The sequence below is a fragment of the Streptococcus mitis genome, from assembly GCF_022137125.1.
GTDB lineage: Bacteria > Bacillota > Bacilli > Lactobacillales > Streptococcaceae > Streptococcus > Streptococcus mitis_CE.
Genome location: NZ_JAKNEQ010000001.1, coordinates 25,399 through 39,773, shown reverse-complemented (window position 1 = coordinate 39,773; position 14,375 = coordinate 25,399). Strand labels below are relative to the sequence as shown.

General features: G+C 44.7%; 13 protein-coding genes and 2 other annotated features. Of the genes, 1 reads left to right on the top strand and 12 read right to left on the bottom strand.

The genetic code is table 11. The features are described from left to right. Window positions 1-5: 5 nt before the first annotated feature. Window positions 6-665 (top strand): prepilin peptidase, encoded by a 660-nt coding sequence (locus L0P31_RS00190; RefSeq protein WP_238095263.1) that lies wholly within the window; start codon window positions 6-8, stop codon window positions 663-665. Here L0P31_RS00190 and trpA read toward each other — a convergent pair. The 12 genes from trpA to L0P31_RS00130 all read right to left on the bottom strand — a co-directional run bounded on the left by trpA (window position 637) and on the right by L0P31_RS00130 (window position 14,360). Beyond that, window positions 637-1,413 (bottom strand): tryptophan synthase subunit alpha, encoded by a 777-nt coding sequence (gene trpA, locus L0P31_RS00185; protein ID WP_238095261.1) that lies wholly within the window; start codon window positions 1,411-1,413, stop codon window positions 637-639. The genes L0P31_RS00190 and trpA overlap by 29 nt on opposite strands. After that, entirely contained in the window at window positions 1,406-2,629 is a 1,224-nt protein-coding gene (gene trpB / locus L0P31_RS00180) for a tryptophan synthase subunit beta (RefSeq protein ID WP_004256047.1), read from the bottom strand. The genes trpA and trpB (L0P31_RS00180) overlap by 8 nt, the downstream gene beginning before the upstream one ends. Next, entirely contained in the window at window positions 2,607-3,206 is a 600-nt protein-coding gene (locus L0P31_RS00175) for a phosphoribosylanthranilate isomerase (RefSeq protein ID WP_020901643.1), read from the bottom strand. Before L0P31_RS00175 ends, trpB (L0P31_RS00180) begins: the two co-directional genes overlap by 23 nt. Continuing rightward, on the bottom strand, window positions 3,193-3,960 hold the full coding sequence (gene trpC / locus L0P31_RS00170; protein ID WP_124787238.1) for an indole-3-glycerol phosphate synthase TrpC: 768 nt from the start codon (window positions 3,958-3,960) through the stop codon (window positions 3,193-3,195). The genes L0P31_RS00175 and trpC overlap by 14 nt, the downstream gene beginning before the upstream one ends. Further along, the gene (trpD, locus tag L0P31_RS00165; RefSeq protein WP_084926228.1) at window positions 3,957-4,961 is read right to left on the bottom strand and encodes an anthranilate phosphoribosyltransferase; all 1,005 of its coding nucleotides are present in this window, start codon (window positions 4,959-4,961) and stop codon (window positions 3,957-3,959) included. Before trpD ends, trpC begins: the two co-directional genes overlap by 4 nt. Before the next feature lie 10 nt (window positions 4,962-4,971). Then, complete coding sequence (locus L0P31_RS00160) at window positions 4,972-5,538, bottom strand: aminodeoxychorismate/anthranilate synthase component II (protein WP_238095258.1); 567 nt, start codon at window positions 5,536-5,538, stop codon at window positions 4,972-4,974. Next, window positions 5,535-6,896 (bottom strand): anthranilate synthase component I, encoded by a 1,362-nt coding sequence (trpE, locus tag L0P31_RS00155; RefSeq protein ID WP_238095256.1) that lies wholly within the window; start codon window positions 6,894-6,896, stop codon window positions 5,535-5,537. The genes L0P31_RS00160 and trpE overlap by 4 nt, the downstream gene beginning before the upstream one ends. A gap of 71 nt (window positions 6,897-6,967) precedes the next feature. Beyond that, window positions 6,968-7,193 (bottom strand) — a binding site (T-box leader). Next, window positions 7,190-8,368: a tryptophan synthase subunit beta gene (gene trpB / locus L0P31_RS00150; RefSeq protein WP_238095254.1), complete on the bottom strand. Its 1,179-nt coding sequence runs from the start codon at window positions 8,366-8,368 to the stop codon at window positions 7,190-7,192. Its footprint overlaps the feature before it by 4 nt. 66 nt (window positions 8,369-8,434) lie before the next feature. After that, window positions 8,435-8,665: a binding site (T-box leader), on the bottom strand. 34 nt (window positions 8,666-8,699) lie between these two features. Continuing rightward, window positions 8,700-9,929: a DegT/DnrJ/EryC1/StrS family aminotransferase gene (locus tag L0P31_RS00145; protein WP_020903539.1), complete on the bottom strand. Its 1,230-nt coding sequence runs from the start codon at window positions 9,927-9,929 to the stop codon at window positions 8,700-8,702. A gap of 42 nt (window positions 9,930-9,971) precedes the next feature. Continuing rightward, on the bottom strand, window positions 9,972-10,664 hold the full coding sequence (locus L0P31_RS00140; protein ID WP_000922210.1) for a sugar transferase: 693 nt from the start codon (window positions 10,662-10,664) through the stop codon (window positions 9,972-9,974). Window positions 10,665-10,882: 218 nt separating this feature from the next. Next, on the bottom strand, window positions 10,883-12,625 hold the full coding sequence (locus tag L0P31_RS00135) for an ABC transporter ATP-binding protein (protein ID WP_238095252.1): 1,743 nt from the start codon (window positions 12,623-12,625) through the stop codon (window positions 10,883-10,885). Next, window positions 12,615-14,360: an ABC transporter ATP-binding protein gene (locus L0P31_RS00130; RefSeq protein WP_238095249.1), complete on the bottom strand. Its 1,746-nt coding sequence runs from the start codon at window positions 14,358-14,360 to the stop codon at window positions 12,615-12,617. The genes L0P31_RS00135 and L0P31_RS00130 overlap by 11 nt, the downstream gene beginning before the upstream one ends. Window positions 14,361-14,375 lie beyond the last annotated feature (15 nt).

Below are 14,375 nucleotides of genomic sequence, written 5' to 3'. Positions count from 1 at the left end.
TAAGTATGATTGATTTTTATTTTTTTCTTGTCGGGAGCATTCTCGCTTCCTTTCTTGGTTTGGTCATTGACCGTTTCCCTGAGCAATCTATTATCAGTCCAGCCAGTCACTGCGATTCCTGTCAGACTCGCTTGCGTCCCTTAGATTTGATTCCGATTCTGTCGCAGGTGCTCAATCGCTTTCGCTGTCGCTACTGCAAGGCACCTTATCCAGTCTGGTATGCCCTTTTTGAACTAGGTTTAGGTCTCCTTTTTCTGGTTTGCTCTTGGGGTTTTCTTTCCTTGGGGCAAGTCATCCTAATCACTGCTGGTTTGACTCTGGGCATCTACGACTTCCGTCATCAGGAATATCCCTTACTAGTCTGGCTGACTTTTCACCTAATCCTCATGGCTTTCTCTGGCTGGAATCTAGTCATGGTCCTCTTCCTTGTCCTTGGAATTGTGGCTCATTTTATCGATATCCGCATGGGTGCAGGGGATTTCCTCTTTTTAGCTTCTTGCGCTCTCGTCTTTAGTGTAACGGAGTTACTGATCTTGATTCAGTTTGCTTCTGCGATGGGAATTCTAGCCTTTCTCCTGCAAAAGAAAAAGGAAAGACTTCCTTTTGTGCCTTTCCTCTTACTCGCTGCTTGTGTGATTATTTTTGGTAAGCTACTGCTTGTTTGATAAAGTCCTGAATCGGCTCTCCCTCGTGGAGAGCTTTTACAATTTTTGAACCGACGATAACGCCATCTGATACCGCATTGAAGCGTTCAACATCGGCTTGACTAGATACACCAAAACCTGTCAAGACGGGGATGTCGGCCACTTGATGCAATTGTGCCAAGTGCTTGTCCAAATCTGCTCGGTAGTTTCCTGATTTCCCTGTCACCCCATTGATAGCAACGGCATAGACAAATCCTTCTGCCCCATCAATCAACTCTTTCTGGCGCTCAATTCCTGTCGTCAAACTAACTAGAGGAATCAAGGCGATGTCTGTATCTGCCAAAAATGGTTCTACAAAGTTGGCATGCTCATGAGGCAGGTCTGGAATAATCAAGCCCTTAACCGCTGTATCTGCCAAATCTTTGACAAAATTCTCCACACCGTACTGAAAGAGGGGGTTAAAGTAGGTCATGATGACCAGCGGAACCTCTGTTTCAATGGTTTTCAAGGTTTCAACCAAAGCTTGTGTCGAAGTCCCGTGGGCTAAACTACGCAAGCCAGCTTCTTCTATAACAGGTCCATCTGCAACAGGGTCTGAAAAGGGAATACCAACTTCAATAGCCGAAACACCCAAATCTTCTAAAAAGTGAATTGTTTCTCCGAGTCCATCCAAACCTTTCTCATGGTCTCCAGCCATGATATAGGGAACGAAAATTCCTTTTCCAGCTGCTTTTATAGCGTTTAATTTTTCTGTTAGTGTCTTAGGCATAAGTTTCTCCCTTCTTTACTGCATCTGCTTCCAAGCGGTCTTTGACTTGAACCACATCCTTGTCCCCACGACCTGATAGACAGACAATCATAGACTTTTCTGGTCCAAGTTCTTTGGCCAATTTCACTGCAAAGGCGATCGCATGGCTAGATTCCAAGGCTGGGATAATCCCTTCCACACGAGACAAGAGTTGGAATCCTTCCAAGGCCTCTTCGTCTGTCACAGGAACATAGCTGGCACGTTTGATATCGTGGTAGTGAGAATGCTCTGGACCGATACCAGGATAGTCCAAACCTGCTGAGATCGAGAAGGCTTCAAGAATTTGACCATGGGCATCTTGGAGCACATCCATGAGGGAACCGTGAAGGACACCCGGACGACCCTTGGTCAAGGTAGCTGCGTGATGCTCTGTATCCACACCAAGTCCTGCTGCTTCAGCCCCATACATAGCTACAGACTCATCTTCTACAAATGGATGGAAGAGACCGATGGCATTAGAACCACCACCAACACAGGCTACTAAGGCATCTGGTAGATTTTTACCTGTCAAGTCACGGTACTGTTGTTTAGCTTCTCGACCAATAACACTTTGGAAGTCACGAACGATTTCTGGGAATGGATGAGGCCCCAAGGCAGAACCAAGGATATAGTGGGTATCGTCGATATTAGCTACCCATGAACGAAGGGCTGCATTGACCGCATCCTTGAGCACGCGCGAACCATCTGTCACTGCCTCAACCTTAGCTCCCAAAAGCTCCATACGGAACACATTGAGGGCTTGGCGTTTGACATCTTCCTCACCCATGTAGATAGTACATTCCATGTTAAAGAGGGCTGCAGCAGTTGCAGTTGCCACACCGTGCTGACCAGCACCTGTTTCAGCGATAATTTTCTTTTTACCCATGCGTTTAGCCAGAAGAACTTGTCCCAAGGCATTGTTAATCTTGTGGGCCCCTGTATGGTTAAGGTCTTCACGTTTAAGATAAATCTTGGCTCCGCCGATATGCTGGGTCAAGTTTTTTGCGTAGTAAAGAGGAGTTTCACGCCCCACATACTGGCGCAAAAGTTGGTTTAATTCCTCTTGGAAACTTGGGTCTGCCTGACTTTCACGATAAGCCTTTTCCAACTCCAAAACTGCTGTCATCAATGTTTCTGGGACAAAACGTCCACCGAATTTTCCGTAAAATCCATCTTTATTTGGTTCTTGATATGCCATTCTTTACCCTCTCTATAAATCTTCTAATCTTTTCCTGATCTTTTTGTCCATCTGTCTCCACTCCGCTCGATACATCGACTGCATAGGGAGTAAAATGTTGAATTGCTTTTACGACATTGTCTTCATTAAGCCCACCTGCGATAAAGAAAGGCTGAGTTAGTCCAATCGTATTCAGTTGACCCCAATCAAAGGTCTGGCCACTCCCAGCCACAGGGGCATCAAAGAGGAGATAATCTGCCTGAGAATTGGGTACATGACCCTCTCCATCTACCTGCACAGCCTGAATACTGGCACAAGGCAAATTCTCAAACAAATCATCTGCCACCTGACTGTGAACTTGAACCAAGTCCAAGCCAACTTTTTCAATCGCTTCTAGCAATTCTGCCCGACTTGGTGAAACAAATACGCCAACCTTCTTAACATTAGCAGGAATGGGCTTTGCCAGCTCAGTAGCCTGATCCAAGGTCACCTGTCTTTTACTAGGTGCGAAGACAAAACCGATGTAGTCTGCTCCTGCTGAAACAGCTGTTTCCACCGCTTCTTTGGTAGATAATCCGCAAATTTTAACCTTTGTCAATCTGCAACTCCTTGATTCTCTGGGCTACATCTTCTGCCTGCATAAGAGCTGTCCCAACTAAAATTCCATTAAAGTATGGTGCTACTCGTTCCGCATCCTGCCCTGTGAAAATAGCAGATTCAGAAATGTACAAGCAATCATCTTTGAAATATTTAGCCAAATCTACACTGGTCTGCAAGTCAACTTCAAAGGTGGTCAAGTTGCGGTTATTGACCCCAATAATCTCAGCACCAAGTCTATGAGCCACTTCTAGTTCAGCTAGATTGTGAGTTTCCACCAAGACTTCCAGACCAAGCTCTGTCGCATAGTCATAAAGTTCCTTGAGGCGTTCTTCGGACAAGGCGGCCACAATAAGCAGGATGACTGTCGCACCTGCATTGCGAGCGCGGATGATTTGCTTTTCATCGATGATAAAGTCCTTGTTAAGCGTTGGAATGTTTACCTGACTGGAAATCTCCCGCAGATAATCCAAATGTCCTTTAAAGAAAACTTCATCTGTCAAAACAGAAATCATCACTGCTCCGTTTTCTTCATAAGTCTGGGCCTGTTGCACAATATCCACATCGAGATTGATATCTCCCAGACTAGGGCTAGCCTTCTTGACTTCAGCGATTACCTGTAAACGGTCTTGGTGTTGTTTTAGATAGTCAGCCAAGCGATAGGTCTGGCGCAGGGGCTGGATTTCCTCCAGCTCCATCTGCTCCACCTCACGCGCCTTCTGCTTCAAAATTCGTGCTAAAAATTCCTGACTCATTTTTGGTACTCCTGTAACAGTCTGAGTTTTTCAAGAGCCTTGCCACTAGCAATGACTTCGCGGGCCAAGGCAACTCCTTCCTTGATGCTAGCTACCTTACCATTAGCATAGAAACCAAGACCAGCATTTAAAACTGTCGTTTCCAAGAATGGACTTGGTTCGTTTTTAAGAACGCTGAGCAAAATTTCTGCATTTTCCTGAGCATTGCCACCACGGATATCTTCGATAGCGTAGCGCTCCATCCCTAAATCCTCTGGAGTAAAGCTTAACAAGCTGATTTCGCCATTTTCAAGAAGTGCAATCTTGGTTGTTCCGTTCAAGCCGGCTTCATCTAGCCCTTCTGGTCCAGCAACTACAACAGCACGTTTGCGGCCCATATTTTTCAAAACCTGAGCTGTACTTTCTAGAAGTTCTGGACGACTAATTCCAAGAAGCTGTGTTTCCAAAGTCATTGGATGAATCAGGGGACCAGTCAAGTTCATAATCGTTGGAATTCCCAATTCCAAACGAGCTGGCATGATGTATTTCATAGCTGGGTGCATATTTTTGGCAAAGAGAAAGACGATGCCGGTTTTATCAAAGACCTTACCTAGTTCAGCTGGTTTGAGGTCTAGGTTGATGCCCAAGGCTTCTAGGACATCTGCAGAACCAGATTTAGAAGAAATCGAGCGGTTACCATGCTTGGCCATGTGAACACCGCCACCAGCCAAGACAAAGGCTGCAGTTGTGGAAATATTAAAACTGAAAGACTTATCTCCACCTGTACCACAGTTGTCCATGGCATCATGAATCTCAGTTGGAATATGTTGGGCATGTCCTCTCATGACTTGGGCAATGGCTGTGCGTTCTTCAGGTGTTTCCCCCTTCATCTTAAGAGCCAAAAGGAGAGAAGCAATCTGCGCCTCCGTTACACGCCCAGTTACGATACGCTCAATGACATCCGTCATTTCCACACCTGATAAATTTTCAAATTTTGCTAGTTTTTCAATAATCTCTTTCATCCTAGTTTCCTCACTTTACAACCTTATCTATAAAATTCCGAATAGAAGACAAGCCATCTGGCGTTCCAATGCTCTCTGGATGGTACTGGAAGCCATAAATTGGTAGGGTTTTGTGTTGAATCCCCATGATAGCTTGGTCATCAGTAGAACGAGCTGTCACTTCAAAGTCTTCTGGCATTTCTTCAATCAAAATACTGTGGTAACGCATGACTGCACGGTCATCCTCAATGCCTTGATACAAAACAGATGGCGCTTCAAAGCTGATATTGCTCTGTTTCCCATGCATGACTTTTGGAGCCAAACCTAGCTTACCACCAAAGGCTTCTGCAATGGCTTGATGGCCCAAACAAATCCCTAAAATCGGCTTCTTACCAGCAAAATCACGAATCATGTCTTCCATCTTTCCAGCATCAACTGGCCAACCGGGACCAGGAGAAAAGACCAGACCATCTGCTTTTTCAGCTTCTTCATACAGCTTGGGATCATCATTTCTCAAGACCTGTACTTCTGCAAAATTCCCAATGTATTGGGCCAAGTTATAGGTAAAAGAATCATAGTTGTCAATCAATAAAATCATGGTCTTAGTTCTCCAATTCTAGTCATAGATTTAGCTTTGTTAATGGTTTCTTGGTATTCGTTTTGGGCGATGGAGTCGTAGACAATCCCTGCCCCAGCCTGCACATAAGCTGTTTGATTTTTGAGAATCATCGTTCGGATGGCAATGGCGAAATCCATATCACCCGTCGCAGACAAGTAGCCGATTGCTCCTGCGTATACGCCCCGTTTTTCCGTTTCCAGTTCATAGATGCGTCTCATCGCTCGAATCTTTGGTGCTCCTGAAACTGTTCCAGCAGGAAGTGTTGCTTTCAAGGCATCCATGGCAGTGAGTTCTGAAAGCAAACGCCCCTTAACCACGCTGGTCAAATGCATGACATAGCGGAAGAGCTCCACTTCCATATACTTGGTGACTTGGACACTGGCCGTTTCAGAGATGCGACCAATATCATTACGACCCAGGTCTACTAACATTCGATGCTCTGCTGTTTCCTTCTCATCCAAAAGCAGGTCTGTCGCCAAATCCTTGTCTTCTTCATCCGTAGCGCCTCTTGGTCGTGTCCCTGCAATCGGATTGGTTGTCACGATGCCATTTTTGACAGAAACCAAACTTTCTGGACTAGCTCCGATGATTTGATAATCCCCAAAATCATAGAAATAGAGATAATTAGATGGATTGGTCACGCGAAGATTTCTGTAGAAGTCAAATGGATTTCCGGTAACTTCTGCTGAGAAACGTTGACTGAGTACACATTGGAACATATCGCCATTACGAATCAAGTCACGAGCCGTTTCCACCATTTCCTCAAACTTTTGAGGAGCGATATGGGGTTTGAAGTCAAGTGGTGATAAATCCAAGTCTTCAAATTCATTTGGAGCAGGAATGCGTAATTCCTCAAGCACTTGGTTCAAGGCTTTTTCCAAGTCTTCTTGACTACGCTCACTATAGAGAGCATCCTCGATGACATGAATTTTTTCCTTCTTGTGGTCAAAGACCATGTAACTCTCATAGACAAAGAAATGCATGTCTGGAGTCCCAATTGTATCTTGAGGGATTTGACCAATTTCTTCATAAAGTGAAATCATATCGTAACCAACAAAACCAATTGCCCCACCACCAAAAGGGAGGTCTGAATGGTGCTGGCTCTTATGAGTCACTTCATAAAGAAAATCCAAGGGATCCCGATCAATCACTTGACCATTTTGATAAAGAACTCCATTTTCAAACTTAATCTCAAAAACTGGATTATAGGCTAAGATAGAAAAACGAGCGGTTTCCTTGTCTCTCGGAATACTCTCTAAGATCACCTTGTGTTGCCCCTTTAGGCGCATATAAGCCAAGATTGGTGATAAGACATCTCCATGAATGATTCGTTCCATTGTAATTTCCCTTTCAGTTCTACTTCTAGTCCGTGGTGACTGTATGAAAAATCCCCACGCAAAATAACTTGCGTGAGGACGAAATTCGCGGTGCCACCTCAATTATAGGATTTCTCCTATCTCTCATTCCTGTCTCAGAAACCTCCTGTAACAGGCTGTGCGATAAAGGGCACTCCCTTGAGAATTATGTTTTCTTCTCTTGTTTCAGATGGACCCAACCTTACAGCTTTCTCTGCTTGTTTCCAGCAACCACAAGCTCTCTGTGAGAGAAAAGACTGTAATTTTTCCATCTTTTATTTTTTAGCTTCTAGGTAGTCTGCAATTGCAGCTACGTCCTTGTCTCCACGACCAGAGACATTGATGATGATAATGTCGTCTTTACTTAGTTTCGGTGCACGTTTAACTGCTTCTGCGATAGCATGCGAACTTTCAATCGCTGGGATAATTCCTTCAGTCTTGCTGAGGAGGAGCAAGGCTTGAACAGCTTCTTCATCCGTCGCAGCCACGTATTCCACACGGCCTGAATCTTTGAAGTAGGCGTGTTCTGGGCCAACCCCTGGATAGTCCAATCCAGCTGAGATAGAGTAAACTGGAGCCAGCTCTCCGTCTTCCTTAAAGACTGCATAAGTCTTCATGCCATCAACAATTCCGATACTACCTTTTGTCATAGTAGCTGCGTGCTTGTCTGTGTCAAGTCCGTGACCAGCAGCTTCAACCCCAACCAATTTAACTTCTTCATCAACCACATACTGAGAAAAAGCACCGATGGCATTGGAACCACCACCTACACAGGCAATGACATAGTCTGGTAAACGACCTTCTTTTTCTAAGATTTGACGGCGAGATTCTTCACTGATGACCTTTTGGAACTCGTGGACAATTGTAGGATAAGGGTGAGGTCCAACAGCAGATCCCAGAACGTAGAAGGCTTCAAGGTCATTCATCCATGCTCCAAAGGCTGCATCAACCGCATCTTTGAGGGTACGAGTACCAGTTTCAACTGCGTGAACAGTTGCTCCCATCATCTCCATGCGGAAAACATTGAGACGTTGACGCTCCACATCCTCTGCCCCCATGTAGACATCACAGGCCATACCAAACTTGGCTGCAGCCGCTGCTGTCGCAACACCATGCTGACCAGCTCCTGTTTCCGCAATCACTCGTTTTTTGCCCATGCGTTTAGCCAAAAGAATTTGTCCTAAAACGTTGTTGAGCTTGTGAGAACCAAGGTGGTTAAGGTCTTCGCGCTTGAGATAAATCTTAGCGCCACCTAAGTGATCTGTCAAACTTTCTGCAAAATAGAGCGGTGTTTCGCGACCGGAATAGTCCTTCAAGTAATGACGAAATTCTGCCAAAAATTCTGGATCATCCTTGTACTTGTCAAATGTCACTTCCAACTCATCCAACAAAGCCTGAATCGGCTCCGGTACAAAACTACCACCAAATTGTCCAAAATATCCCTTAGTTGTCATAAAATTTTCCTCTTTCAGTATTGATTTCAAGATATGAAAAAAGCCCACACACAGAATATACTTCCGTGTGAGGGCGTTTGTAACGCGGTGCCACCTCAATTATAAAGGGACTATTCCCTTTACATCTCTGCCTTGTCTAACAACAAGTTGCACTATAAGGTGTGCGCACCGAATTTTCATTGTTTCAAATTCATTTTCAAAATCAGCCCACTTTCACTACTTCCAACCACCTGTTCACAATCACCACAGGCTCCCTGAAGATCAAAAATAGTTACTTTTCTGATTTGTTGAATTTATTTTAATACTTTGTTTTTTCTTTGTCAAGACTTTTTTACAATTTTTTTGATGAAGCTAGTACTTTTTCAGAAACTGTTTTGAAAGTCTCAATGATATAATCCACTTCTTCATCGCTTAGTTTAGTGTGAAGAGGAAGCGTAATTTCATTTTCAAAGAAGGCATAAGCCTTAGGATAGTTCGCCATATCAAAACCAAGATTCTTATAGGCTGTCAAAAGCGGAAGCGGTTTGTAGTGGACATTGCTTGCAATTCCTGCTTTAGCTAATTCTTGGATAATAAGATTGCGTTCTTCTAAACTCGCTCCTTCTACATGGGTGATGTAGAGGTGGCGTGAAGATTCGACAGTTTCAGTCTTGTGTGCCAATGGATGGATACGAGAACCTGCAAAACCACGATCATAGCGGTTCACGATCTCCTTACGACGTTCTAGCAAACTTGGGTAGCGGTCCAATTGTACCAAACCAAGGGAAGCCATAATATCGGTCATATTACACTTGTAGGCTGGTGTGACGATATCGTATTCCCATGAACCCAGTTGCATCTTAGCAAGAGCATCCTTAGTTTGTCCGTGAAGGGAAAGAATTTGGAACTCCTTGTACATTTCTTCGTCGTCAATCGCTGGATTGGCTTTCCAAGTGGCACTTCCACCTTCTGCAGTTGTAAAGTTCTTAACGGCGTGGAATGAGAAGGAAGTAAAGTCAGCGATAGAACCAGCTGGTTGCCCTTTATAAGTAGATCCCAAAGCATGGGCACTATCAGAAACAATCACGATACGGTTAAAGGCTTTTTGCCACTTGCTTGAAGCGGTAAAGAGATCACGTTTCTTCTCCACAACTTGGAACAAACGGTCGTAGTCGCAAACAATCCCTGCAAGCTCTACTGGGATGATCACCTTGGTCTTTTCAGTGATAGCTTGCTCAAGCAGGTCATAGTCCATCTCAAACGTATCTGCTTGGATATCCACCATGACAGGAGTTGCTCCCACGTGAGTGATGACACTACATGAAGCTGTATAGGTCATGGCTGGAACGATGACTTCATCACCAGGTCCCACTTCCAAAACGCGTAAAATCAACTCAAGAGCGGCAGTCGCAGAGTTGAGGCAGACGGTCTTAGGTGTCTGTGTATATTGAGACAAGCGACGCTCTAGTTCTTTTGTCTTAGGACCTGTTGTGATCCAACCAGAACGCAGGGTATCCGCTACTTCAGCAATTTCTGCTTCCGTAATATCGGGTGGTGAAAATGGAATATTGTAATTTGGCATTGATTTGCTCCTTTTATCTGTACTCATTTTCTTATGACTACTTTATTTTAGCACTTCAAACACGGTTTGAAACATGATTTTGATGTCTCCAAGGAAACTAAACTCTCGGAGATAGGCGAGGTTATAGCGCATCTTTTCAGGAAGGACGTGTTCGACATAGGCCTGGTCAACTGACAAACCTTTCTCCGTCATTTGACTGATGATGGTGTCCTCATCCTTGTAGTTGATGCTGGCTGGAGAGGTAATCCCTGCTGGTAAAAGCAAGGTTGCCATCATTTCAGGGCTATACTGCTCTGTGTAGCGTGGCACTTCAGGTCGTGTACCGACAAAGGACATCTCACCTTTAAGGACATTGACCAACTGAGGCAGTTCGTCCAAACGGACACGGCGGATGAAATTGCCAACCTTAGTGATGCGGCTATCGTTAGCAGAAGTCACCAGACTTCCTTTTTTATCCGCATCCGTCACCATGGTACGGAACTTCCAAATCTTGAAAGGTCGATTGTACTGGGTCACGCGCTCTTGCTTGTAAATCACTGGCCCCTTGCTATCCAACTTGATCCAAATGCTCAAAATGAGAAAGATGGGAGAGGTCAGAACCAGTACAACCAAGGCCAAAACCCAGTCCAAACAACGCTTGAAAATCAGCGAACCCTTCCTTTTAGAGACAAGCTGGTAGTAAGACTCAACCTCGCTTGATTTCATTTCCACGGGCAAGTCTTCCCATTTCAGCATGCTGTTTCTCCTTTGTTTTTATTATACTATTTGTCAACATTTTTCATTATACCACAAAATGGAAAAGGCGGTGAAAGAAATCTGTAATTTGAAGGATTTCCTTCTTACACTCAATGAAAATCAAAGAGTAAACTAGGAAGCTAGCCGCAGGTGGCTCAAAGTACAGCTTTGAAGTTGCAGATAAAGCTGACATGGTTTGAAGAGATTTTCAAAGAGTATTAGGCCATGGCCCCTACCTGCAAACTATACATCTTGTGATAGGTTCCTCCCAAGGCCAAAAGTTCCTCATGGCTTCCGCTCTCGATGATGCGCCCCTTGTCCAAAACATAGATACAGTTGGCGTCTTGGATGGTAGAAAGGCGGTGAGCGATAGCAATGGTTGTTCGTCCCTGTCTCATCTTAGCCAGTGAAGCTTGAACCAGACTTTCTGTTTCAGAGTCAATATTTGCTGTCGCTTCATCCAAAATCAAGATTTTGGGCTGACTGGCAACTGTTCTAGCAAAGGCAAGAAGCTGGCGCTGTCCAGTTGAAAAGCTCGAACCACGCTCGGACACAGGTGAGTCGTAACCCTGAGGAAGGTCTTGAATAAAGGAATCTGCATCCACGAAGGCTGCTGCAGCCTGGACCTGCTCATCACTAATGTCTTGGTACATGGCGATATTGGACTTAATGGTTCCATGATAGAGGAAGGGTTCCTGCAAGACCAGACCGATGTTTTTTCTCAGCTCTTCCTGACTGTAGTCCCTAATATCCACATCGTCCAAGAGAACTCGCCCTGATTGAAATTCATAAAAGCGCATGAGGACATTAATAATCGAAGATTTCCCTGAACCTGTATGGCCTACAAATGCAATGGTTTCACCCTTGTTAACCGAAAAGGAAATATCATCCAGAATCTGATGTTTCCCGTCATATGAGAAACACACATGTTCAAAACGGATATTGCCTTCTTTGACTTTAGCCTGGCCATTTTCTTGAAGAGGTTCATAGGTCCTCTCGTCTATCAGGGAAAAGACACGACCTGCAGAAACCATGGAAGTTTGAAGGGTTGAAAAGTTTTGAGTCACCTCAATCAGGGGATCAAAGAGACGATTGATGTACTGGATAAAGGCATACATGGTTCCTGCCGTTATTCCCAGATAAAGTCCACGATAGCCAAAATAGGCCATTAAAACTGCATAGCCTAGGAGTTTCAACAAACTCATGGCAGGACGCAAAAAGAGAGCATCCAAGGCTACAGAACGGTTGGCATAGACCAAGTGTTCTTGGTTAATCTCATCAAATTCTGCTTGCAGGCGCTTCTCTTGATTAAAGGCCTGAATAATCCTGATGCCCTCGATATTCTCTGCCAGCTTACTATTGATATCTGACAAGAGACTTCTGGTTTTCTCAATGATTTTCACTGATTTTTTCCGATAGAGATTGACCAAAAGGAAGATCAAGGGGAGAAAGAGCAAGACTAATGCTGTCAAACGAAAATCCAACACCAACATGGTATAAAGGGTTGTCAGAAAGATAAAAACTGCTGAGATAAAGCTGGATAGAATCCCCGAAAACATATCACTGATGGTCTCGGTATCATTGGTCAAACGAGAGACGATAGATCCTGCTGGTGTCTTGTCAAAATAAGACATACCCAATTTTTCCATATTGGCAAAGGCATCTCTACGAATATCCCTAACAATACTGTAAGACACGCGAGCAAAGAGAAGATTACCGACATACTGAACTAGAGTTTGTAGGATATAAAGGCCATAGTAGGCCAGCAAAACGGTCACAGCAAGTTGGTTAAGATTGCTGAGATACTGGTCGATAAAGTGGGAAGCCACAAGGGGAATGACACTTTTAATGATCGTCGTCGCTAGGAGAAAACTGAGTGCCAAAAAGGTCAGGAGGCCGTAGGGCTTGAGATAGGACATCAAGCGCTTCAATACAGCCCATTGTTCTTTCTTATTCTGCATCTTCTTCTCCTTTCATTTCCAACTGCTGAGACTGGTAGGTTTGGGCATACCAGCCATCTAGGACTAGCAGGTCTTCGTGCGTGCCCCGTTCTATGATTTGGCCATTTTGCAGAACCAAAATCAGATCTGCATGGACAACTGCACTGAGGCGATGGGCTGTGATAATGGTTGTCTTATCCCTCCGCGTCTCCTTGAGATTGTCGATGATGGCATACTCCGTCTTGGCATCCACGGCGGACAAGGAATCATCTAGAATCAAGATATCAGGGTCTAAAATCATAGCCCGACTCATAGCCAGACGTTGCTTTTGACCACCTGAAAGACTGACTCCTTTTTCACCGATAACTGTATCAAAGCCCTGAGGCATGTCTACAATATCTTGGTAAACTTGAGCTAGCTTAGTCGCTTCCTCAACTGCTGAAAGGGGCAAGTTCGGATTGCCGAAGCGGATATTGTCTAAGATAGAGGTCGCAAAGAGAAACTGATCCTGAGGGACATAGCCCATGAGACCACGAAGGTCTGTCAGACGATAATCCCGAATATCGTGACCGTTTAGGTAAATGGCTCCCTTATCCACATCGTATTCACGCAAGAGGAGCTTGATCAAGGATGTTTTCCCAGAGCCTGTCTGTCCGACCAAGCCCAAGGTTTGCCCTTTTTCTAAACTAAAGTGAATATCCGTCAGTGTCTCCTCATTTTCAAAGGCAAAGCTGTCAATAGCGTACTCCAAACGTCCATTTTCAATACCGTCCAGAGGAAACTCAGGGTCTTTTACAGGTGATTCCTGAGATAAAAGTTCCTCAATCCGTTGGTAAGAAACCTTGCCTCGCTGAGTGATATTAAAGAGGAAACCAATGGCCATAAGAGGCCAAACTAGCATATCCAAGTAGCTGATAAAGGTGACCAGATTCCCAACCGTGATTTGCCCTTTCTGAACCATCAAGGAGCCGACCAAGAGGGTTAACACATAGGATGAACCAACAAACAAGAGAACCATGGGGTCAAAGAGACTATCGTATTTCATGGTTTGCAGGTTCTTTTGGAAGGTCAATTCATTGACTGCCTGAAAGGACTTCAACTCGTCCGCCTGGTAACCGAAAGACTTGGTCACTTTAATACCTGATACAGACTCCTGTACCTTGTTATTAAGTTCGGAAAAGGCAGCTTGGGATTCGCCAAAGGCCTTGTGGGTCTTTCTCCCTAGACGACTGGTCGCATAAGCCATGAAAGGCAGGGGCAGAATGGCAACCAAGGTCATCTGCCATGAAATGCTAAAGAGCATGGTCAACAAGGTCACTAAAGCTGTGATTGAGGCATCAACCGCTGACATAACCCCTCCCCCTGCCAGACGCGTTAAGGCATTGATATCGTTGGTTGCGTGTGCCATCAGGTCCCCCGTCCTATAGGTTTGATAAAAGGCTGGAGACATTTTTGTGAAATGCTCAAATAAGCGAGAGCGCATAATCTGTCCCAAACGGTAGGAAGTACCGAGGATATACATACGCCAAACATAGCGCAGATAGTACATCCCAAAGGCTGCAAGAAGCAAGTAAAATAGGGCAAGAAGGAGGTCCTGCTGGGTTAATTGCCCCGATGTGATGGCATCAATGACCCTCCCCATAACCATTGGGGGAATGAGGTTGAGGACGGAAACCAAGACCAGAGCCACAATCCCGACTAAATAACGGCGTTTTTCTAACTTGAAAAACCACCAAAGTTTTTGAATAATGGACATAACATCCCTTTCTGA

What these genes read in the sequence shown, in the direction of transcription:
- trpD (WP_084926228.1), bottom strand. Translation starts at nt 4,961, where the DNA reads ATGAAAGAGATTATTGAAAAACTAGCAAAATTTGAAAATTTATCAGGT.
- L0P31_RS00190 (WP_238095263.1), top strand. Translation starts at nt 6, where the DNA reads ATGATTGATTTTTATTTTTTTCTTGTCGGGAGCATTCTCGCTTCCTTT.
- trpE (WP_238095256.1), bottom strand. Translation starts at nt 6,896, where the DNA reads ATGGAACGAATCATTCATGGAGATGTCTTATCACCAATCTTGGCTTAT.
- trpB (WP_238095254.1), bottom strand. Translation starts at nt 8,368, where the DNA reads ATGACAACTAAGGGATATTTTGGACAATTTGGTGGTAGTTTTGTACCG.
- trpC (WP_124787238.1), bottom strand. Translation starts at nt 3,960, where the DNA reads ATGAGTCAGGAATTTTTAGCACGAATTTTGAAGCAGAAGGCGCGTGAG.
- L0P31_RS00130 (WP_238095249.1), bottom strand. Translation starts at nt 14,360, where the DNA reads ATGTCCATTATTCAAAAACTTTGGTGGTTTTTCAAGTTAGAAAAACGC.
- L0P31_RS00145 (WP_020903539.1), bottom strand. Translation starts at nt 9,929, where the DNA reads ATGCCAAATTACAATATTCCATTTTCACCACCCGATATTACGGAAGCA.
- trpB (WP_004256047.1), bottom strand. Translation starts at nt 2,629, where the DNA reads ATGGCATATCAAGAACCAAATAAAGATGGATTTTACGGAAAATTCGGT.
- L0P31_RS00160 (WP_238095258.1), bottom strand. Translation starts at nt 5,538, where the DNA reads ATGATTTTATTGATTGACAACTATGATTCTTTTACCTATAACTTGGCC.
- L0P31_RS00140 (WP_000922210.1), bottom strand. Translation starts at nt 10,664, where the DNA reads ATGCTGAAATGGGAAGACTTGCCCGTGGAAATGAAATCAAGCGAGGTT.
- trpA (WP_238095261.1), bottom strand. Translation starts at nt 1,413, where the DNA reads ATGCCTAAGACACTAACAGAAAAATTAAACGCTATAAAAGCAGCTGGA.
- L0P31_RS00135 (WP_238095252.1), bottom strand. Translation starts at nt 12,625, where the DNA reads ATGCAGAATAAGAAAGAACAATGGGCTGTATTGAAGCGCTTGATGTCC.